Origin of the sequence: Desulfomicrobium escambiense DSM 10707 (assembly GCF_000428825.1) — a bacterium.
Classification (GTDB): domain Bacteria; phylum Desulfobacterota; class Desulfovibrionia; order Desulfovibrionales; family Desulfomicrobiaceae; genus Desulfomicrobium; species Desulfomicrobium escambiense.
This window is the reverse complement of sequence record NZ_AUAR01000016.1, coordinates 78,482-99,977: the sequence shown is the minus strand read 5'-3', so window position 1 is coordinate 99,977 and position 21,496 is coordinate 78,482. Positions and strand designations below refer to the sequence as shown.

Below are 21,496 nucleotides of genomic sequence, written 5' to 3'. Positions count from 1 at the left end.
TTCGGAAAATCGTCCCTTTTTCATCTGTCCCCTCGTGGTTGAGGGGGAAACCTATCTCAAGTTTCGACTGGTCTGAAAAGAGCCGGGCAGGTCAGGACCTGGAAGCTGGAAAGTTGAATCTCCATTGTGACAAGAACAGTGACGAGGCCACGGTTGAAATTCTTTTTCAGAACACCATCAACTGTGTCCGGGGTGTGGCCGCCGGTGCGATCGGACAACTGCTTTGGGAGCGTAAAGACCGCCTGGAGCAGGTCAGGCCCGGAATTGAGTCCCTTATCCAGGATCCTCACCCGGCGGTACGCATGGCGGCCATTGAAGCCATTGAACCGGTCCTGAATATTGACAAAGACCTAGCGGTTTCATGGTTTTGTAAGGCATGCAAAGATGATCTGCGAGTCGCTGCATCTCCACGCGTTATGCGTTTCTTCAATTATACTATTCCCGACTATATTGATCAGGTCGGCCCCATTATTCAACAAATGGTTCTTTCTTTTGTTGATGACGTTGCTCTGCAAGGCGCAAGGCAGGTCACGGCACGATGGCTGTTTCACGGCTTTTTTGAAAATGAGTTTAACCAGTGCTACCAAGGGGCAGTGCCGCAGCGAAAGGGCGTAGCCGATGTAGCCGCACAATTGCTGTTTGACAAAAAATATTCCAACCAGTGTCTGAATCTCTTGCTTCAATTCATGAACGATCCGGAAAAAGAGGTGCGGAACGAGTTGAACGGCATATTCAGAAGCCAGAATTTAATGACCGATACAAAATATGCGGTATTTGTAAAAGATTATATCAAGTCAGAGGCTTTCGCGGATGACCCTGACCATTTCGTCTGGTCCTTGAGGGATTTTTCCGGGAGCCTCATTTCTGTCGCAGACGCAATCTTTGCTGTCTGTGAGACGTTTTCCACAACCCTTCAAGAAAAAACCCGTGATGTTGGTTCACGTTATCCCCACATGGCGTCGGAAATAGCATCTATTTTATTGCGACTTTACGAACAGGCCCAAGATGATTGCAATCATCAAATTGCTAACCGATGCATAGATATATGGGATCTGCTTTTCGAAAACCGGATTGGAAGAACTATCGATTTGACCAAAGAGATCGAACAATAAAAGTTTGGCAGCAAATTGAACGCCAGTCAGACCCTCCCGTACGCTCAACCCACCCACTGCCCTGCCGCAACACTGAAAAACTCCTCCAGCGGAATCCCCGGCCCGCCGACCATGAGCGTTTTCGCTTCCGGGTATTTGGCCCGGAACCGCTCAAGCCCTTTTGCGTCTCCCGTCCCGCCGCTCTTCACCTCCACGGCCCAGATATCCTGGCCCCGCTCGACGACAAAATCGACCTCGTATTTGCCGTCGCGCCAGTAGGTCACCCCGTACTCCATGGAGCCGAGGCCGTTGCACAGGTGCGCGCCTACGGCGTTTTCGACCAGGCGGCCCCACCATACCGGGTCCGAGGCGGCCTGCTCGAAGCTGCGCAGGCCCAGGGCGTTGACCAGGGCGTTGTTCCAGAGCACCAGCTTGGGGCTGCTGCCGCGCTTGCGCTGCGTGCCCCGGGAAAAGAGTTCGAGCCCGCTGAGCAGGAAGGCCCCTTCCAGCAGGCGCAGGTAGTGGGCCAGGGTCGTGGTATTGCCGGCGTCCTGAAGCTGGCCCAGCATCTTTGTGTAGGAGACGATCTGGGCCGGGAGGGTCGCGGCCAGGGCAAAGAGATGGCGCAACAGCGCGGGCTTGCCGACCCTGGCCATCTGGTAGACGTCACGGGCCAGGACGGTCTCGATGAGTGAATCGACGATATAGCGCTTCCACAGGCTTTCATCATGGACAAAGGCCGCAGCCCCCGGATAGCCCCCGAAAAAAATCCACTGCTCCAGAGTCCAGCCGAAGGCCTCCCGGCATTCGGCAAAGCCCCAATGCGGACAGCGATGCAAAAGAAAGCGTCCGGCCAGGCTTTCCGTCAGCCCCTCCTGCATAAGCAGGGCCGAAGAGCCAAGCAGCAGCACCCGGATATCCTTGGCGATATCCCGGCCATCCCACAGCAGCTTAACGCTTTCGCTCCAACCCGAAACCTTCTGCACCTCGTCGAGCACCAAGAGCACCGGGCCGTCCGAGGCCCGCATCAGGGCGCGCCGCCACTGAGTCTCGATCCAAGCGCCGTCCAGGGGCGTTGGACTGTCGGCCGTGGCCACAATTGCCGGAAACCCGAGACTATCGGCCAATTGCCGGGCAATGGTGGTCTTGCCGACCTGACGCGGCCCGACCAGGACATGCATGACCGGCGACGGCGATTGCAGAATCCGTTGCAGGTCGGAAAAGAGCGATCGTTGATATGTCATAATCGTCCGATATCAAGATAAAAAATATGAATCAATCATTTTTACTCAATTGATTGAGCAAAAATACTCAATTACTGAGTAAAAATGCTGTTCCGACCGTTATCCTTAACCGGGCTTCTGAAATCTGGCTTGATTCTGGAACAATTCCAGGATGATATCCTGCAGACTGAAAAGAGAGCCGTTTCTTTGCCGATGCGGTTGTGAATGTGAATTCGCCTGGAATGATCTCAGGGCAGTGCCTGCTCGGAGACAACCTTCTTCTGAATGCACTGCGCCCTGAAACAGGTGACCGCAAATGGTGTGACGCTGCCATCTCCCCGCCTGCTGCGGATATTACTCTACCCAGGCTCACGTTGCCGCCGCGACAGGATTGCATTATTCAACTGCGAATATACTCATTGGAAATATGAGACAGTTCATTATTCGAAATCTGGAACCGGATTTTGCGTGATCTTCAACTTTCTGTAACCCCGGATTTCATCGCATGGGCCGGTTGAGGACGCGACATGGTAACTGACAAGATCCTCTGGAGGCGCCTGGACTCCGCCGGTCACGACGCCTGCCGTCTGGTTGAGCGAGGCGGCGCCTGGCGCGTGGAGGGTGCCACCGCCTTCCTGCACAACGGTGTCCCTGCTTTTCTGGCCTATGAAGTCGAATGCGATGGTGAGTGGCGAACGCAGGAGGGTGCGGTGCGCGGCTGGATGGGTGAACGTGCGCTCGATTTCCGGATCGCGCTGGCGCACGATGGAACATGGACGCTCAACGGCTTGGTCGTGCCCAACCTGGAAGGGTGCATCAACCTGGATCTCGGGTTCACCCCGGCCACGAACCTGCTTCAACTCCGGCGTGTGGCACTTCAGATCGGCCAGGCCGCGGATGTATCTGTCGCCTGGCTCGACGTAGCTGCCGGCACTCTTGACAGGCTGCAACAGCGTTACGAGCGGCGCACCGCCGAAGCGTACTGGTACGAGGCGCCACGCTTCGACTACTTCGCTCTGCTCCGGGTCAACGAAGTCGGCTTCGTGGAGGATTATCCGAACCTGTGGGAAGCGGAGCCGTAATCAACACGCGCCGATTGACGCAGCGGCAACGCCGCCCTGGTGACCGTTCTCCCCGTCCAGGCTCCGGGTGAATTTACCCTTAAGGTTGCGCGGCTCCTTGCCACGCCGGCGCAGTTCTCCAGAAAGGCCCGCAGCGAAAGAGCCCCTGCACGCTTCAGATCTTCCAAACCCGTGACGTATACATCCCCCTCCCGTGATCTTCCTCCAAGATGTCCTCCGCCGTTACACTTCAAAAAAAACGCGGATGCCCGTCGCCGGACAACCGCGTTTTCATATCGTCATTGTGATTCGAAGGCTCAGGACAACCGACCCTTGAAATCCTCGTAGCCGAAGCTCCGCACCACGCGCATGGAACCGTCCTCGGGTTCGAAGACCGCGATGCTTGGCAGCTGGATGCCGTTGAAGGTGTTGGTCTTGACCATGGAGTAGTGGGCCATGTCCGTGAAGACCAGGCGGTCGCCGGGGGCCAGGGGCCGGTCGAAGGAGTACTCGCCGGCCACGTCGCCGGCCAGGCAGGACAGGCCGCCCAGGCGGCAGGTCCAGGGCTTTTCTCCGGGCAGGCCGGAGCCTACTATGTGTGGGCGGTACGGCATCTCCAGCACGTCGGGCATGTGCGCCGGGACCGAGGCGTCCATGATGACGATGGGCATGTCGGCCTCGGTCACGTCGAGGACGGTCGAGACCAGATAGCCCGTGTTCAGGGCCACTGCCTCGCCGGGTTCCAGGTAGACCTGCACGCCGTGGCGCTGCTTGAAGTCGTTTATCAACCGGCACAGCAGGTCCACGTCGTAGTCGGGGCGGGTGATGTGATGGCCGCCGCCGAAGTTGACGTACTGCATGCGCGAAAAGAACTCCCCGAAGCCCTTCTCGGCGGCCGCGATGGTCCGCTCCAGGCAGTCGGCGTTCTGTTCGCACAGGTTGTGCCAGTGCAGGCCCGTGACCCCTTCGAGCAGGTCGGGGCGGAAGTCCTTGCGCCGGATGCCCAGGCGCGAGCCCGGCGAGCACGGGTCGTAGATGGGCACCGCGCCCTCGGAGTGCTCGGGGTTGATGCGCACGCCGAGTTCGATCTCCCGCCCGAGACGCTTGGCCTCTTCGGCGATCAGGCCCCGGAACGATTCCAGCTGGCGAAAGGAGTTGAAGACGATGTGGTCGGCCGTGGTGCACAGGTCGAAGATGTCGGCCTGGGAGTAGCCGGCCGCGAAGGCGTGCACCTCGCGGCCGAACTCCTCGCGGCCGAGCCTGGCCTCATGCGGCGAACTGGCGCAGACGCCGTCGAGCACCTGCCGCAGGATCGGGAAGACGCTCCACATGGCGAAGCCCTTGAGCGCCAGCAGGATCTTGCAGCCCGTGCGTTCCTTGACCCCGGCCAGCACGTCCAGGTTGCGCCGGATGAGCCCCAGGTCGACCACGAAGGACGGCGTGGCGACCTGGTGCGTGTCGAAGCGGTACGCGGTGCGCCCGTCCATCACAGGTCGACCACCACCCAGGGCAGGCCGTGGATGTTCAGCTTCTCCATGAACGGGTCCGGATCGAGCTGTTCCATGTTGAACACGCCCGCGCCGCGCCATTTCCCGGTCAGCATCATCATGGCGCCGATCATGGCCGGCACGCCCGTGGTGTAGGAGATGGCCTGGGAGCCGACCTCGCGGTAGGCCTCCTCGTGGCTGCAGATGTTGTAGATGTAGGCCTTGCGCTCACGTCCGTCCTTGACGCCCTTCATGACGCAACCGATGCAGGTCCGGCCCTTGGTCAGGGGTCCCAGGGAACCCGGCTCGGGCAGCACGGCTTTGAGGAACTGCAGGGGCACGATCTTCTGGCCCTTGTAGTCCACGGGCTCGATGGAGGTCATGCCGATGCCTTCAAGCACCTTCAGGTGGTTGAGATAGTTCTGGGAGAAGGTCATCCAGAAGCGGGCGCGCTTGAGGCCCCGGATGTTCTGCACCAGGGATTCGAGCTCCTCGTGGTACATGAGGTAGCAGTCCTTGGGGCCGATGCCCTCGGGGAAGTCGTAGCTCATGCGCCAGGACAGGGGGTCGGTCTCGACCCACTCGCCCCGCTCCCAGTAGCGGCCGCGCTGGGTGATCTCGCGGATGTTGATCTCGGGGTTGAAATTGGTGGCGAAGGGCTGGCCGTGGTCGCCCGCGTTGCAGTCGATGATGTCGAGCTCGTGGATCTCGTCGAAGAGGTGCTTCTGGGCGTAGGCGCAGTAGACGTTGGTCACGCCGGGGTCGAAGCCCGAGCCCAAAAGGGCCATGAGCCCCTTCTCCTTGAAGCGGTCCTGGTAGGCCCACTGCCACTTGTATTCGAACTTGGCCTCGTCGAGGGGCTCGTAGTTGGCAGTGTCGAGGTAGTCCACGCCGGTTTCGAGGCAGGCGTCCATGAGGGCCAGGTCCTGGTACGGCAGGGCCACGTTCAGGACCAGCTTGGGCTGGAACTTCCTGATGAGGGCCACGGTCTCGGCCACGTTGTCGGCGTCGAGGGCGGCCGTCTGGATGGTGCGCCCGGTCCTCTCCTTCACCGACGCGGCGATGGCGTCGCACTTGGACTTGGTCCGGCTGGCCAGCATGATCTCGCTGAAGACTTCGGGCGCCTGGGCGCACTTGTGGGCCACCACATGGCCGACGCCGCCGGCGCCGATGATGAGCACTTTGGACATGGCGATCCTCCTTCAATAAGGCATGGTTCGAATTACACGCCGGCCGTGGGGCCGCTCGCGCACACATCGGGATTGTCGCAATCCCGGCCCTCGTTCAGATAGGTGTAGCCGCGCAGGCCGCGCTCGTAGGCGCGCATGATCATGAAGCGCTCCTGGGGGCTGATCTTGCCCTCGCGGACGCCCTGCTCGGCCACCTTACGGAAGTTCTCCAGGACCTGCTTGGGTTCGAACTCCACGTAGGACAGCACGTCGGCCACGCTGTCGCCCTCGAGTTCGCGGATGAAATCGTAGGTCCCGTCCTCGTTGATGCGCACGCTGACGACGTTGGTGTCGCCGAAGAGGTTGTGCAGGTCGCCCAGGGTCTCCTGGTATGCGCCGACCAGGAACGCGCCCAGATGATAGGGCTCGCACGGCTTGACCGAGTGCAGCTCCAGCACGCGCTTGACGCCGTGGATGTCGATGAAGCTGTCGAGCTTGCCGTCGCTGTCACAGGTGATGTCGGCCAGGATGGCCTGTTCCGTGGGCAGCTCGTCCAGCCGGTGCACGGGCATGATGGGGAAGAGGTGGCCGATGGCCCAGGCGTCGGGCAGGGACTGGAACACGCTCATGTTGCAGTAGTAGATGCTGGCCAGGGCCAGGTCCACGTCCTTCAGGGCCGACGGCGGGTTCTTCATCTCGGGCAGTTTCTCGGCGATGGCGCGGATGACGGCCCAGAAGATGGTGTCGGACAGGGCGCGCTGGCGCAGGCTGCACTGGCCCAGGCGAAAGAGCTGACGGATCTGGTCGCGGTAGTAGATGGCGTCGTTGTAGCACTCCTGCAGGTTCTTCAGGGACAAGGAGTTGTAGACCTCCAGCAGGTTGTGCACGGCCTCCGGGTCGTCCTCGTCCAGGGTCTTGGGCACGGGGCGGTTCTCCAGGAGGCTGACGTCCAGCACGTTGAAGAGCAGCACCGAGTAGTAGGCCACGGTGGCGCGGCCGGACTCGGTGATGATGTTCGGGTGGGGCAAGTCGTGCTCGTCCACCGTGGCCATGACCGACTCGACGATGTCCGTGCAGTACTCTTCGAGAGTGTAGTTGCGGCTGCTGGCATAGTTGGTGTGCGACCCGTCGTAGTCCACGGCCAGGCCGCCGCCCAGGTCCAGAAAGCCCATGGCGCAGCCTTCCTTGGCCAGCTCGGCGTACATGCGCGCGGCCTCGTGCACGGCGGTGCGGATGTCGCGGATGTTGGGGATCTGGGACCCCAGGTGGAAATGGAGCAGCTGCACGCAGTCGAGCATGTCGCGGGAGCGCATGAGGTCGAGCACATCCACGACCTCGGCCGTGGACAGGCCGAAGATGGACAGGTCGCCGGCCGACTCGGCCCAGTGGCCGCCGGCCTGAGTCGAAACCTTGATGCGCACGCCGATGCGCGGCTTGATGCCGAGAATCCTGGCGCGGTCGAGGATGAGGGGCAGTTCGCTCGGCATCTCCAGGACCAGGAAGCAGAGGAAGCCCATCTTGCCGGCGTAGAGGGCCAGGTCGATGTAGTCCTGGTCCTTGTAGCCGTTGCAGACCAGGCAGGCCTTGGGGTTCTTCAGGAAGGACAGGGCCGCGATGAGTTCGGCCTTGCTGCCGACCTCGTAGCCGTGGTTGTAGCGGTCGCCGACCTTGGAGATCTCCTCGAAGACCTGCTGCTGCTGGTTGACCTTCACGGGATACACGCCACGGAACTCGGCCCCGTACTGCAGGTCCTTGATGGCCTTGGCGAAGGAGTCGTGCAGCAGGGAAATCTGGGCGTCGAGGAGGTTCTCGATGCGCAGCAGCACCGGCAGGCCAAGACCGCGTTCCTGCAGGCCGCTGATGATGGACGGGATCGGCACGCAGACGTCCTTGCCCGGGAACGGGGTGATGCCCATTTTTCCGTCGGGCGTGATCCTGAAATATCCGCCGCCCCAGTTGTCCACGCCGTAGAGCTCCGAAGAGCGCTCAACCGTCCATTTTTCGAGAGTCCGAGATCGCATCGATATCCTCCGCCTTCATACCATAGAATATACAGGCCACGGCGAAAACCTGGCCAGCGCACCCCTCTAAACGGGAGGGGTCACGTCGTCAATAAAACTTGTACGGCCCGGCGACCTCCGCCGGGAACCCGCAAAAAGGTCCTGGCCTTGGGCGCGGGGCTGGGCTATCTGCCTTGTGCCTACTTCATCTCCGGGAGACCAGCATGTCTTTAGTCGAATTACTGGCCGTGTCCGTGGCCCTGGCCATGGACGCCTTTGCCGTGGCCATCGCGGCCGGCGTGGCCCTCAAGGTCGTGACCCGCCGCCAGACCTTCCGCCTGGCCTGGCACTTCGGTCTGTTCCAGGCCGCCATGCCCGTCATCGGCTGGTTCGGCGGCCTGCTGGTGCGCGACTACTTCCTGCGCTTCGGGCACTGGATCGCCTTTGCCCTGCTCCTCTATATCGGAGGACACATGCTCTGGGAAGGTCTGCACCACGACGAGGACGACACCTGCCAGGACCCGACCGTGGGCTCGCGCCTGATCATGCTGTCCGTGGCCACAAGCATCGACGCCCTGGCCGTGGGCTTCACCCTGGCCATGCTCGCCGTCCCCATCTGGTTCCCCGCGGCCGTCATCGGCGTGGTGGCCTTCTGCTTCACGGCAGCCGGTCTGCATCTGGGCATGCTGCTCGGCTGCCAGACCCGTCTCGGACAGCACGCGGAAGTGCTCGGCGGCGTCGTGCTCCTGGGCATCGGTGCCAAGATCCTGTGGCAGGCCCTGTGAGGCGGACGGGGCCTAGTCCTTCCTGCAATCGTCGAAATCCTTCCTGATGTTCCCCAGCTCCCGTCTGTAGCCCTCGGCGTCGCCGTAGTCCACGAAGCGATCGTAGCGCGAATGGGTGCTCTTGGGCAGCCGCGAGTGCCGGATGGGGCACCAGTACTGCTCGGTGCGGCCGGCGATCTCGCGCACGTAGGCCATGAGACCGTTGAAGTAGCCGCAATAGATGCAGTTGCACTTCTCCACCCAGTTCAGATACCTGAGTCGGTGCCGGTCGAGCACGATGTGGTCGCTGCGCCGGACCATGGGGATCCCGTAGATCGGGAAGCAGATCAGCTGGTAGAGCCCCACGAAGAAATCCAGGAACACCGCCGGAACGAGAGCGAACCAGATGATCGGGATGGTCAGGACCTTGAAGACGCCCGACTCGTAGGCGTAGGCCGTCCAGCGGGTGACCAGGGCCCGGTGGGCCTCCTGCACCTCGCGGCTGAAGCGGACCTTCTTCTTCTCGACGGTGTAGCGGAACTCCTCCTGCTTGGCGGCCAGTTCCTGACGCAACTGCTGCTCCAGTTCGTCCATCTTGGAGCGAATTTCCCTGAACGTGTCTCTCATCGTGTCTCCTTGTTTCTTTTCCACCGTCTATACGCTCCCGCCCCGAGCCACAACCGACAGTCCGAGCAAGGGAATTCGGGACCCATCTAGCCAAGACGGCCACGCCCGGGTATGATGGCGTCAACTGAGCGGCACCCCGCCACCTTTGCCAAGGAGGAGCCCATGAACGGCTGGACCGGACGGATCATCGACATTGACCTGACGGCGAAGGAGGTGCGCGAGCTGCCCCTCGACCGGGAGCTGGCCGTGTACTTCCTCGGAGGCAGGGGCCTCAACTCCAAGGTTCTCTTCGACCGCATCGCACCCGGGATCGATCCCCTCGCCCCGGAAAACGTGTACTGCATCGCCCCCGGCCCTCTGTCCGGGACGGTACTGGGCATGACCAGCCGCATGGAGGTCTCCACCCTCTCGCCCTACTCGGGCATCCTGGGCGACGGCAACGCCGGCGAGCGTTTCGCCTCGGTCATGAAACACGCCCGGGCGGACCAGATCATCATCACGGGCCGCGCCGCCTTCCCCCGCTACCTGCTGATCACGCCGGACTCGGCCGAGCTTCTCGACGCCCGCGACCTCTGGGGCAAGGACACCTGGCAGACCACGGACCTGCTCCTGGCCAGACACGGGTCAAAGGCTTCGGTGGCCTGCATCGGCCAGGCCGGGGAAAACCTGGTGCGTTTCGCCTCGACCATCGTCGACAAGTACGCCTCGGCCGCCCGGGGCAGCGGCGCGGTCCTGGGCTCCAAGAACCTCAAGGCCGTGGTGGTCCTGGGCGACCACCGCGTGACCCTGGCCGATCCCGACACGTTCAGGGAACTGGCCAGACTCGACCGGGAATATTTCGCGCGCGACGACTTTCAGCGCAATGTGGCCAGCCGCTACGGCTCGCACCACGGCGTGGTGAATTGGCGGCCTGGATTCCGCAACTACTCGAAATACCTGGAGTCTGGAGAGGTGCCGTCCCAGCTGCGGCCCGAGGCCTGGAAGCAGTTCGAGACGGGCCGCACGGGCTGCGGCAACTGCCCCGTGCGCTGCAAGAACGTCTACGAGATTCCGTCGGGCGCGAGAAAGGGCGAGCACGGCGAGGCCCTGGAGTACGAATCCATCTTCTGCATGGGCACCAACTGCGGCGTGACGGACCCCGTGGCCATCATGGAGATGAGCAATCTGGGCGACATCTACGGACTCGACGTCATCCCCCTCGGCAACACCATGGCCCTGGCCAAGGACCTCTTCGCCCGCGGCATCCTGACCCGTGAGATGACGGGCGGACTGGACCTGTCCTGGGACAACGTCGCCGACCAGGTGGAACTCGTGCACCTCACGGCCCTGCGCGAAGGCTTCGGCAACCTCCTGGCCGAAGGCATGCTGTCCATGGCCAAACGCATCGGCCCCGAGGCCCTGCGCTACTGCTACCACGTCAAGGGCCTGAGCCGCGGCCCTTACCCGGCCGGCCTCTTCGCCCTGGCCCACGCCACCTCCACCCGCGGGGCCGACCACCTGCGCGGCCGCAGCTGGGCCTACGGCGAGAACGACCCCGACCTCTACCCCAAGCTGCAGGCTTCGGGCGCCATGCACGCCGACATGGACGACCCGGTCCAGGCCATCATCCTGTCCGAGCGGGTCTGCACCCTGGCCGACAGCGTGGGCCGCTGCAAGGGCGCGGTCAATTCCTGGGCCAACGCCCTGCCCCTGGCCTGGAAGGAGCCCCTCTTCGGCGGCCTGGCCCGCCTGCTGACCGCCGCCACGGGAGAAGCGTTCGACGAGGATAGCCTCATCCGCGCCGCGGACCGCATCTACACCCTGGAAAAGGCCTTCAACGCGCGCAGGGGCATCACGCGGGTCCACGACGCCATCCCCCTGAACCCCGACCTGTTCAGCCCCGAGGACATGGCACGGGAAAAGGCCAGGCACAACGCCATGCTCGATCGCTACTACGCCCTGCTGGGACAGGATCCGGCGACGGGCATCCCCACCCGGGAGCGCATGGAGGAACTGGGACTCGGGGCCGAGGCCGCCAGGCTGCACGCCGAAGGCCCCTACCGCCAGTGGGACGGACCGCGGCTCTGGCCGCCGCAGAGCTATCCCCGCGGCGGCAGCCGCGCCTGAACGCGCCGCCCGGAGGCGCAGGCCGCCCAAGGGTTTGAAAAATGAACCCATTCTTGCGTCCGGCAGGGGGTAGGTGCTACATGCTGCCGAGACCGGCTGACCTTCAACACTCTGCGAACTCGGACAGGTTCATGCGGCTTTTCTGCACCATTCTGCTCCTGCTGGCCCTGGCCGGCACGGCCCCCGCGGCCCCGTCGCTGAACCTGACCGTCGAGGAGCGGGCCTGGCTGGCCAAAAACAGGGACAATCTGGTCCTGTCCTTCGACCGCTCCTTTCCCCCCATCGAATTCGAAAAGCCCGACGGCACGTTCACGGGCATGAGCGCCGATCTTGTGGAGCGCATCGAGGAGCGCCTGGGCATCACCTTCCGCAAGCAGACCCTGCCTTGGGAGGACGTACTGCGGGGCCTGCGCGACGGCACGACCGCCCTGGCTCCGGCGCTGATGTTCACACCGGATCGCGCGCAATACACCCTGCTCTCCGCACCGTACGCACGCATCCCGCTGGTCATCGTCACGTCGCGGCGCATTTCGCAAACCCTGACCCTGAACGACCTCGGCGGTATGCGCGTGGCCCTGGTCAAGGGCTACGCCTCGGGCGACATCGTGCGCGCCTCGAATCTGGGACGTTTCACCGTCGTCGAGGTCCAAAGCATACCCGAAGGCTTGCGCGACGTGGCCTTCGGCGCCGTGGACGCCTTTGTCGAAAACCTGGCCGTGGCGGCCTGGTACATCCAGCAGCAGGGGCTCTCCAACCTGAGGGTGGCGGGGGATCTCGGACTGAACCAAGAACTGTCCATCGGCGTCAGCCGCAAATACCCCCTGCTGGCCAGTGCGGTCTCCAAGGCCCTGGACTCCCTGGACGAAAAGGAAACGTCCGAAATCAAGAACCGCTGGATCAGGCTGCCGGCCTTCCTGGATCCGGCAACCCGCAGGGCTTTGATCTTTGCCGGCCTGTCCGCCCTGACCACGGTCGTGCTGCTGGCGGGGTTGGCATGGATCCTGAGCCGCAAGCTGCGCCGCAAGGTGACCGAGCTTGAAGGCACCGAGGCCGCCCTCATGGACCAGGTCGGCCGTTTCCGCCTGGCCATGGAAGCCACCCAGGCAGGCTACTGGGAATACTTCCCGATCGAGGAGCGCGAGGAGCACAGCCCCGAATGGCACGCCATGCTCGGCTACCCGGCCCGGCAGACGTCGGACGGCCTGAGCAGCTGGAGCAACCTGATCCACCCCGCCGACAGGACCTACGCCGCCGACGCCTTCGCGGGCTATATCCGCGAGGGCGGGCGCGGGCTGTACGAGGCCGAATACCGTATGCGCGACCACGACGGGTCCTGGCGCTGGATCCTGGCCAAGGGCCGGACCGTGTCCTGGGATGACCGCGGCCGCCCGGTGCGCATCATCGGCCTGAACATCGACGTCCACAAGACCAGACAGGCCCAGGAAGAGGTGCAGCGCATCCAGGCCCTGAACAAGGCCCTGCTGGAACAGACCACGCAGTTCATCGGCCTGTTGAACCTGCAGGGCCGTCTCCTCTCGGCCAACAGGAGCGCCCTGGAATGGGTCGGAGCCGACGCCGGGAAGGTGATCGGCAAGCCGTTCTGGGAGGGCCCGTGGTGGCCGGACGGCGCAGAAGCCGAAACCATGCTCCGCCAGGTCATCGAAAGCGTGCGCAATGGCGAGACGATCCGCCGCGAGATCACGCATGTCGACGCGGCAGGACGGGAAGCCTTTTTCGACTTCACGGCATCGCCCTTCCGAGACGAAAACGGCAGGGTCGTCAACATCATCATCGAAGCCAGGGACATCACCGAACTCAAACGCAAGCAGCAAGCCGTCGAGGAAAGCGAACGGCGCTTCAGGACCATCTTCGAGAGTTCGCCGTACTCCATCGTCATCAACCGCCTCTCCGACGGTCGATACATGGACGCCAACTCCATTTTCCTGGAACGGCTGGGCGTCAGACGCGAAGATCTTCTCAAGCTCTCGCCCGGGGAGGTGGGCGGCCTTCCCGAGAAGCACATAAAAGAGATCATGCTGGCCGTCGGCTCCAGGCAGACCCTGCACAACATGGAGACGACGACCGTGCGCCCCGACGGCAGGGTCATTCACCTCCTCTATTCCGGCGGCTTCATCACCCTTGGCGGCGAGGAATGCATCCTGTCCATGACCGTGGACATCACCGAACTCAAGGAGGCCCAGGAGGCCCTGCGGCGTTCGGAGGAGATGTTCTCGCGCCTCTTCCACCTCTCGCCCGACATCATCACCCTGGCCCGGTTCAGCGACGGCCGCCTGCTGGAGGTCAACGAGGCCTTCACCGCCCTGACCGGGTTCAGCCGTGAGGAGGCCATCGGGAACAGCACCGTGGATATCGGCCTCTTCGCCGTCCCCGGACGGCGCGCGGAATTCGTCGAAATCCTCGCCCGAGACGGACAGATCGACAACTTCGAGTTCGACATGCGTCACCGCGAAGGACACATCCTGCGCGTCTCCGTGTCGGCCAGGGTCGTGCCCATGGCCGACACGCCCTGCATTCTGGCCATCTCCCGCGACATCACCCACCTTCGCGCCATGCAGGAAACCATGGTCCAGTCCGAGAAGATGCTTTCCCTGGGCGGCATCGCGGCCGGCATCGCCCATGAGATCAACAACCCCCTGGGCATCGTCCTGCAGGCGGTGCAGACCATCGCCCTGCGCACCCGTCCGGACTTCCCGAAAAACATCGAAGCGGCGGCCAGAATCGGCGTGGATATCGAACAGGTCGAACGGTACCTGACGGATCGCAAAATCGACATCTTCATCCGCGACATTCAGGGCGCGGCCGTACGCGCCGCCGAGATCATCCGCCACATGCTCGACTTCAGCCGGCGCAGCGAGTCCAGACGCTCGGTCTGCGACATCTCGGCCATCATCGAAAATGCCCTGCGCCTTGCGTCCAGCGACTACGACCTGAAGAAGAACTACGATTTCAAGTCCATCGAAATCATCAAGGACATCCCGTCGGGGCTGCCTGGCTGCGAATGCACGGAAACGGAGATCGAGCAGGTGCTTTTGAACCTCATGCGCAACGCGGCCCAGGCCATGGCAGAGACCGAGCCCCCCACGCAGGCGCCGCGCATCGTCATCCGGGCCAGGATCGAGGGGGACGGCCTCCGGCTCGACATCGCCGACAACGGGCCGGGCATCCCTCCCGAACACCGCAAGCGCATCTTCGAACCCTTTTTCACGACCAAAGCCTCGGGCGCGGGCACCGGTCTTGGCCTGTCCGTGTCGTACTTCATCGTCACCAAGGGACACGGAGGGCGGATGAGCGTCTCCTGTCCGCCCGAGGGGGGCACTGTCTTCACCGTGGAACTGCCCTGCCGGGCCCGCTCCGCAGAAGCCGCGGCAGGGTCCTAGACGAAGGGACTCCATTCAACGTATCGGGGTACGAATATGTCTGACACTTTCTGTATGCCATATGGGTGGAAATGCGTATGAACATCCTGGTCATCGACGACGAAGAAGGCCTGCGCCGCTCCCTGTGCGCCTATCTTGAAGACCTGGGATACGACGCCCTGGACGCGGGCAACGGACTCGACGGGCTCGCGGTCATGCGCGCGAACCTGCAGGATCTGGCCGCGGTCATCGTGGACCTGAACATGCCGGTCCTCGACGGCTACGGTTTCCTGCGCCAGGCCAGGGTAGAGGCCCCGGAACTGCCCATTGTCGTGCTCTCGGGCGTGGGCGTGGTCGACGACGCCCTGCAGGCCGTGCGTCTCGGGGCCTGGGACTTTCTGACCAAGCCCCTGCACAATTTCAGCATCTTGGAACACACCCTCGGCAAGGTCATGGAAAAGGCCAGGCTCCTCAGGGAAAACAGGGAGTACCAGACCAACCTCGAAGAACTCGTGCGGCAGCGCACGGCCGAACTGGAGCGCACGCGTCGGCAGATCATGCACCGCCTGAGCCGGGCGGCCGAGTACAAGGACAACGAGACCGGGCACCACGTCATCCGCGTCGGCGAGATCGCGGCCGTCCTGGCCGAGGCCCTGGGACTTGGCGACGAGCAGTGCGCCAACCTGCGCGACTGCGCGCCCCTGCACGACATCGGCAAGATCGGGGTGCCCGACGAAGTGCTGCTCAAGCCGGGCAAGCTCGACCCGGCGGAATGGAAGGTCATGCAACAGCACTGCATGTTCGGCTGCGAAATCCTGGGCCCCCTGACGAGCACGGCGGAGGCTCACGCCAGCTGCGAAAACTGGGCGGCCAAAGACCCGGAAGGCAACGAACTCCTCGATCTGGCCCGCATGCTGGCCCTGCTGCACCACGAGCGCTGGGACGGCACCGGCTACCCCTTCGGTCTGGCCGGCGAAGCCATCCCCCTGGAGGCGCGCATCGTGGCGGTGGTCGACACCTACGACGCCCTGGCCAGCGAGCGACCCTACAAGAAAGCCTTCCCCGAGGAGAAATGTCTGGAGATCATCAGGGAAAGTTCAGGCACCCATTTCGACCCACAGGTGGTCGAAGCCTTTTTCAGGAACACCGAGCGCATCCGGACCATCCGCACCAGATGGAACGACTAGGCCCTGCGCAACCCGGACGAACGTCATGAAGATCAACCAACTCCACATGAACAGCGCCGGGGGCCGGATCACGTGCCCCTCGGCCGAAACGCCACGCGAGCGGCCCCTCGCCCTTGTCTTCTGGTCCGACCTGGACGAGCAGGGAGTGCGTAACGCGGCGCGAATGCTGCGTGAATCATGCGGCGAACCGGTCATCGTGGGATGCTCCACCGGCGGGGTCATCCAGGGCGGCCAACTCTTCGAGAACGCCCTCAACGCCACGCTCGTCACGTTCGAGCACACCCGCTTCGAAACCGTTTCGGCCATGGCGGCCGATCATTCCGACAACCGCGCGCTCGGCCGCCACCTCGGCGCCGCCCTGAACAACGAGGGGCTGGTCCATGTCTTTGTCCTGTCCGACGCCCTGACCATCAACGGATGCGCCCTCGCGGCCGGGCTGGCCGAGGCGCTGCCGTCCCATGTCGGCGTGACCGGCGGGCTGGCCGGCGACGGCGAGCGCTTCGAACGCACGACCCTGCTGCACGGCTGCGACATCTTTTCGGGCGGAGTCATCTGCATCGGCTTCTACGGGGACAGGCTGCGCGTGAGCCAAGGGACGCGCGGAGGCTGGGTGCCTTTCGGGCCCGAAAGGCTCGTCACGGCCTCGCACGGCAACGCGCTGCTGGAAATCGACGGCGAGTCGGCCCTGGACCTCTATGAACGCTACCTCGGCAAGCATGCCAAGAACCTCCCGGCCAGCGGCCACCTCTTTCCCCTGAACCTGCGTGAGGTCGGCAGCTCCGTGTGGGTGGTGCGCACCATTCTGGGCCTCGACCGGGAGCGCAAGGCTCTCTTCTTCGGCGGCGACGTCCCGCTGGGCAGCACGGTGCGCCTCATGCGCGGCAGTATCGACAATCTGCTCGACGGCGCGGAGGAGGCCGGCAAGGCGGCCCGACCTGGCGAAGGCAAGGCCTTGGCGATTCTGGTCAGCTGCGTCGGGCGCAAGATGCTCCTCAAGCAGTTCACGGAGGAGGAAATCGAGGCGGTGGCCGAGGCCCTGGGCCCCGAAACGACCCTGACCGGCTTTTATTCCTACGGGGAAATCGCCCGCGGGATCGAGGGGGAGCCCTGCTGCCTGCACAACCAGTCCATGATGGTCACCGTCCTCCAGGAGATCTGCTAGACATGCACCGTCTCCTCCAACGACAGCTCAAGCGGGCCCGCCTCAACGCGGCCGACATGCCTGCGGACATCGGAGCCTTCGTGCGCCTCGTGGACGAGGCCTATGGCCATTTCGACGACGAGCGGGAGATTCTGGACAGGTCCCTGGAGATCAGCTCCGCGGAACTCGTGCAGCGCAACGCCCTCATGCGCGCCGTGTTCATGGCCCTGCCCGACGTCTTCCTGTGGGTCACGCGCGACGGTGTGATCAAGGAATGCCGGGGCGGCGTATGGCCCCTTTTCGGTCTGGAACGGGTCGCCCTGTTCAAAAAAAAGGTGACCGAGATCCCCGAAGTGGCCGACGCGGACGCATTCTCCAAGGCTCTGCGCACGATGGAGCACACATCGCTCCACCAGACCGAGTACGCCCTGCAGTCCGGCGGCCGGACCCGGTATTACGAAGCCCGCTTCGCCAATCTCGAACGCGACATCATTCTCATTCTCATCCGCGAAATCTCCGACCGCGTCCTGGCCGAAGAGGCCCTGCGCGGCGCGCAGCAGCGCCTGGACCACATCATCGAGTTCCTGCCCGACCCCACCCTGGTGGTCGATGTGGAGCACCGCGTCATCGCCTGGAACAGGGCCATCGAGACCATGACGGGCCTGCCCAAGGAGCAGATTCTCGGCAAATCCGAGTACGAATACGCAGTCCCCTTCTACGGTCGGCCCCGCCCCATCCTCCTGGACTTCATCGGCAAGGACCCCAGCCGGGACTATCCCATGTACCGGCACGAAGGGAGCACGTCCGAAGGGCTGGCCACGGAGGTCCACGTCCCGGGGCTGTACGGCGGCCTGGGGGCCTTTGTCTGGGCCAAGGCCACGCCGCTCTTCGACCGCGAGGGAAACATCGCCGGGGCCATCCAGACCATCCGCGACATCACCGAACGCAAGAGGACGGAACTGACCACACAGGTCCTGTACCTGATCTCCACCGCCGCCAGCACGCCCATGGCCGACGAGGAACTCTTCGCCCGCGTTTTCGGCATCCTCTCCGACCATCTCGGGGCCAGGATCATGTACGTGTCGTTGCTGGTGGAAAACGGGGCCGTCCAGACCTATCCCTTTTTCCAGCACCAGAGCCAGGCCAGGCCAGGCACCCTCAAGATTCTCTCGGGCCTCGCGACGGAATCCAGGCTGTCGTCTGCGGGCCGCCTGACCACCATCCCCGACGAAGAGACCCTGGACGCGACGGAGCTCATCCGCTGGTTCGCGGCCCCACTGCGCTACGGAGAACAGGTTCTGGGTTCCGTGGTCGTCCAGATCGTCGAGGACAGCCTCCGCTTCTCGGCCCAGGATTCGCCGGTGCTCACCTCGGCGGCGGACCATCTGGCCATGGCCATCTCCCGCAACGCCACGGAAAAGGCCCTGCGCGAAAGCGAGAAGAAGCACCGTTCCATCTTCGAGAACGCCACCGAGGGCATCTTCCAGATCTCCCTGGACCACGACCTGCTGAGCGCCAACCCGGCCATGGCGCGGATTTTCGGACACGACAGCGTCGACGAGCTCATGGCCCGCGCCGAAGGGTTCCTGCAGCAGGCCCTGAACTCGGACGACCGCATCAGATTGCTCAGCCAGGTCCTGGAGCAGGACACGGTGCAGAATTTCGAGACAGGCACCGAGAAGGTCGACGGAAGCCGGATCTGGATTTCCCTGAATATCAGGACGGTCAGGCGCCGCGACGGGTCCATCATGCATCTGGAGGGTTCGGTGCACGACATTTCCATGCGCAAGGAGGCGGAGCGCAGGCTGGACATCCAGAAGAGCCTCTTCAGGCAGCTCTTCGACAACTCCCCCCAGGGCATCCTGCTCCTGGGCAAGGACGGCGCGCCCATGGACCTGAACCCGAGCTTCACCAGCCTCTTCGGGTTCACCCGGGACGACCTGCATTCCCTTTTCGAGGTCCTGCTGCCCCCCGACAGCCTTGAGGAGAGCTTCACCTTCCTTTCGGCGGTCCTGAACGGAACGCCCGTCAGCACCGAGACCACACGCAGGACCAAGGACGGCCGCGCCATTCCCGTGTCCATGCTCGGCTACCCCTACGTCCTGGACGGGGCCATCTCCGGCGCCTTCTTCATCTTCGGCGACATCTCCGAGCGCAAGCGCTACGAGGCGCAGCTGACACAACAGGCCCTGCGCGACAATCTGACGGAACTGCCCAACCGCATCCTCTTCCTGGAGCGCCTGAACCGGGCCATGACGCGCCAGCGCCGCAACTCGGAATACCGCTTCGCCGTGCTCATGATCGACCTGGACAGCTTCAAGCGCGTCAACGACACCCTCGGCCACCAGGCCGGCGACCATCTCCTGCAGGAGGTGGCCAAGCGGCTGACGGCCTGCCTGCGCAGCATGGACACCGTGGCCCGCATGGGCGGCGACGAGTTCGCGGTGCTGCTTGAAGACTTCCAGAGCAACCAGGAGGCCATCGGCATCACCCGCCGCCTGCTGCAGGCCATCCGGCAGCCCATGAACATCCAGGACCACGAGATCCAGGTCAGCGCCTCGGTCGGCGTCGTGCTGCAGACGGGGCGCTACACCTCGCCCAACGACCTTTTGCGCGACGCGGACATCAGCATGTACCGCTCCAAGGAGCTGGGCAAAAACCAGTTCAAGGTCTTCAGCAAGAGCATGTACGAGCACGTGGTGCGTACGGTCCAACTGGAGAACGACCTCCGCCAGGCCCTGGCCGAGGACGAGTTCGAACTCTATTTCCAGCCCATCTTCGACATGGCCGAGAACCGCCTGAGCGGCTTCGAGGGCTTGCTGCGCTGGAACCACCCCGAACGCGGGACCCTGGCCCCCGGGGCCTTCATCCACGTGGCCGAGGAGGCCGGTCTGATCACCGACGTGGGCACCTGGGTCCTCAACCACGGCTGCAGAACGCTGGCGCAGTGGCACGAGCGCTTCGACGGGATCGAGGTGAGCCTCTCCCTGAACCTTTCCCCCCGAGACCTCCTCCAGCCTTCGCTCATCCCCATGCTGGCGGAACTGTTGCACGAGACGGGCCTCGACGCCAGGCACATCAAACTCGAGATCACCGAGACGGCGGTCATGGAAAACCCCGAGATCGCCACGGCCAGGCTGGAGAGGCTGCAGAAGATGGGGTTCCAGGTGGCCATGGACGACTTTGGCACGGGCTACTCCTCCCTGTCCTACCTGCAACGCCTGCCCATCGACATCCTCAAGATCGACCGGTCCTTCGTGCAGACCATGCTCGAAAACCCCAACAACCTTGAGATCATCAAAGCCATCATCGGCCTGGGCAAGATTCTCGAGTTGCGCATCGTGGCCGAAGGCGTGGAGACTCCGGAGCAGTTGACCACCCTGCAGGCCCTGGGCTGCGACCTGGCCCAGGGCTATCTGCTCGGCAAGCCCATGCCGCGGGAACAGGCCGAGGCCCTGCTCTCCGGGTGCGGCGCCGGTCCGGCGGCATGACCGGGCCCCGCGTCCACCGCTCGCCGTTTCGCGCCTACCGCGCAGACCAGCGGCCGGACCTCGTGAGCTTTCAGATCGTCATCGAGGAAACGGACCTCTGGGTCGCCGCCCGCGAAGACCTCTCTGTCCCCATGGCCGACCACGTGCGCCTGCTGCGCGGGCAGATCCGGACCTACGCGGCCATCCACCCCGAGTTCCTGCCGTCCCTGACGCCCCTGCAGGCGGCGTCCGGCGCCCCGGAGATCGTCCGGCGCATGTGCCGGGCCGGCGAACTGACGGGCGTGGGCCCCATGGCCGCCGTGGCCGGGACCGTGGCCCAGATGGTCGCCGAAAAGTTCTGCCGGGAATCGCCGGACCTGCTCATCGAGAACGGCGGCGACACCTACCTGTTTTCCACACGCGACCGGCACATCGGCATCCTGACCATGCCCGAGGAGGACATGCGCGTGTGCGTGCAGGTCCCGGCCGAGGAATTCCCCTGCTCCTTCTGCGCCTCATCGGCCACCATCGGCCATTCCCTGAGCTTCGGGAAGGCGGACCTCGTGGTCACGCGTTCCCGCGACGCGGCCCTGGCCGACGCCGCGGCCACGGCCCTGGCCAACGCCCTGAAGGGGGCCGAAGCCATGGGCAGGGTCCTGGACATGGCCCGGGCCTGGGAGGGCATCGGCCTGGACGGGGTCTTCGCGCAGTGCGAGGGCAGGATAGGGGTGTGGGGAAAGATGGAGCTGTCCGTTCTCTAGCTCCAATGCGGACGGTGGCGCTGCGCCCTTCC

General features: G+C 63.8%; 14 protein-coding genes. 9 read left to right on the top strand and 5 right to left on the bottom strand.

All coding sequences use genetic code 11. From position 1 onward, the window contains the following. A partial coding sequence (locus tag G394_RS21420) for a HEAT repeat domain-containing protein (RefSeq protein WP_028578061.1) occupies nt 1-1,112 on the top strand: 1,112 nt, incomplete at its 5' end. 44 nt (nt 1,113-1,156) lie between these two features. Here G394_RS21420 and G394_RS19210 read toward each other — a convergent pair. Further along, a complete protein-coding gene (locus G394_RS19210; RefSeq protein ID WP_043775891.1) occupies nt 1,157-2,335 on the bottom strand; it encodes an ATP-binding protein in 1,179 nt (392 codons plus the stop codon). Nucleotides 2,336-2,841: 506 nt separating this feature from the next. On the opposite strand from G394_RS19210, the gene G394_RS0113225 reads away from it, so the two are divergent. After that, on the top strand, nt 2,842-3,396 hold the full coding sequence (locus tag G394_RS0113225) for a putative glycolipid-binding domain-containing protein (protein WP_028578060.1): 555 nt from the start codon (nt 2,842-2,844) through the stop codon (nt 3,394-3,396). A 296-nt stretch (nt 3,397-3,692) separates the two neighbouring features. Here the strand turns inward: G394_RS0113225 and nspC are convergent, their stop codons facing one another. Genes nspC through speA form a run of 3 tightly spaced genes read right to left on the bottom strand, consistent with a single transcriptional unit; the run spans nt 3,693 to nt 8,052 of the window. Next, the gene (gene nspC, locus G394_RS0113220; protein ID WP_028578059.1) at nt 3,693-4,862 is read right to left on the bottom strand and encodes a carboxynorspermidine decarboxylase; all 1,170 of its coding nucleotides are present in this window, start codon (nt 4,860-4,862) and stop codon (nt 3,693-3,695) included. Next, nucleotides 4,862-6,052 carry a saccharopine dehydrogenase family protein gene (locus G394_RS0113215; RefSeq protein ID WP_028578058.1) on the bottom strand — a complete coding sequence of 397 codons (1,191 nt, stop codon included), beginning with the start codon at nt 6,050-6,052 and terminating at the stop codon, nt 4,862-4,864. Before G394_RS0113215 ends, nspC begins: the two co-directional genes overlap by 1 nt. A 32-nt stretch (nt 6,053-6,084) precedes the next feature. Next, nucleotides 6,085-8,052 carry a biosynthetic arginine decarboxylase gene (gene speA, locus G394_RS0113210; protein WP_028578057.1) on the bottom strand — a complete coding sequence of 656 codons (1,968 nt, stop codon included), beginning with the start codon at nt 8,050-8,052 and terminating at the stop codon, nt 6,085-6,087. A gap of 203 nt (nt 8,053-8,255) precedes the next feature. On the opposite strand from speA, the gene G394_RS0113205 reads away from it, so the two are divergent. Next, nucleotides 8,256-8,816 carry a manganese efflux pump MntP gene (locus G394_RS0113205; RefSeq protein ID WP_028578056.1) on the top strand — a complete coding sequence of 187 codons (561 nt, stop codon included), beginning with the start codon at nt 8,256-8,258 and terminating at the stop codon, nt 8,814-8,816. Between the two features lie 12 nt (nt 8,817-8,828). On the opposite strand, the gene G394_RS0113200 is transcribed toward G394_RS0113205, so the two are convergent. Then, on the bottom strand, nt 8,829-9,422 hold the full coding sequence (locus tag G394_RS0113200; protein WP_028578055.1) for a hypothetical protein: 594 nt from the start codon (nt 9,420-9,422) through the stop codon (nt 8,829-8,831). A 162-nt stretch (nt 9,423-9,584) separates the two neighbouring features. On the opposite strand from G394_RS0113200, the gene G394_RS0113195 reads away from it, so the two are divergent. From G394_RS0113195 to G394_RS0113170, 6 genes are all read left to right on the top strand, one after another. After that, a complete protein-coding gene (locus tag G394_RS0113195) occupies nt 9,585-11,528 on the top strand; it encodes an aldehyde ferredoxin oxidoreductase family protein (RefSeq protein WP_028578054.1) in 1,944 nt (647 codons plus the stop codon). A gap of 131 nt (nt 11,529-11,659) precedes the next feature. Further along, on the top strand, nt 11,660-14,926 hold the full coding sequence (locus G394_RS20340; protein WP_051307188.1) for a PAS domain S-box protein: 3,267 nt from the start codon (nt 11,660-11,662) through the stop codon (nt 14,924-14,926). 77 nt (nt 14,927-15,003) lie between these two features. Then, nucleotides 15,004-16,092: an HD-GYP domain-containing protein gene (locus G394_RS0113185; RefSeq protein ID WP_028578053.1), complete on the top strand. Its 1,089-nt coding sequence runs from the start codon at nt 15,004-15,006 to the stop codon at nt 16,090-16,092. Between the two features lie 25 nt (nt 16,093-16,117). Beyond that, nucleotides 16,118-17,254, top strand: a complete 1,137-nt coding sequence (locus G394_RS19200; RefSeq protein ID WP_051307187.1) for an FIST signal transduction protein — start codon at nt 16,118-16,120, stop codon at nt 17,252-17,254. Nucleotides 17,255-17,256: 2 nt separating this feature from the next. Beyond that, entirely contained in the window at nt 17,257-20,724 is a 3,468-nt protein-coding gene (locus G394_RS20335) for an EAL domain-containing protein (protein ID WP_051307186.1), read from the top strand. Then, a complete protein-coding gene (locus G394_RS0113170; protein ID WP_028578052.1) occupies nt 20,721-21,464 on the top strand; it encodes a UPF0280 family protein in 744 nt (247 codons plus the stop codon). The genes G394_RS20335 and G394_RS0113170 overlap by 4 nt, the downstream gene beginning before the upstream one ends. Nucleotides 21,465-21,496: the final 32 nt, after the last annotated feature.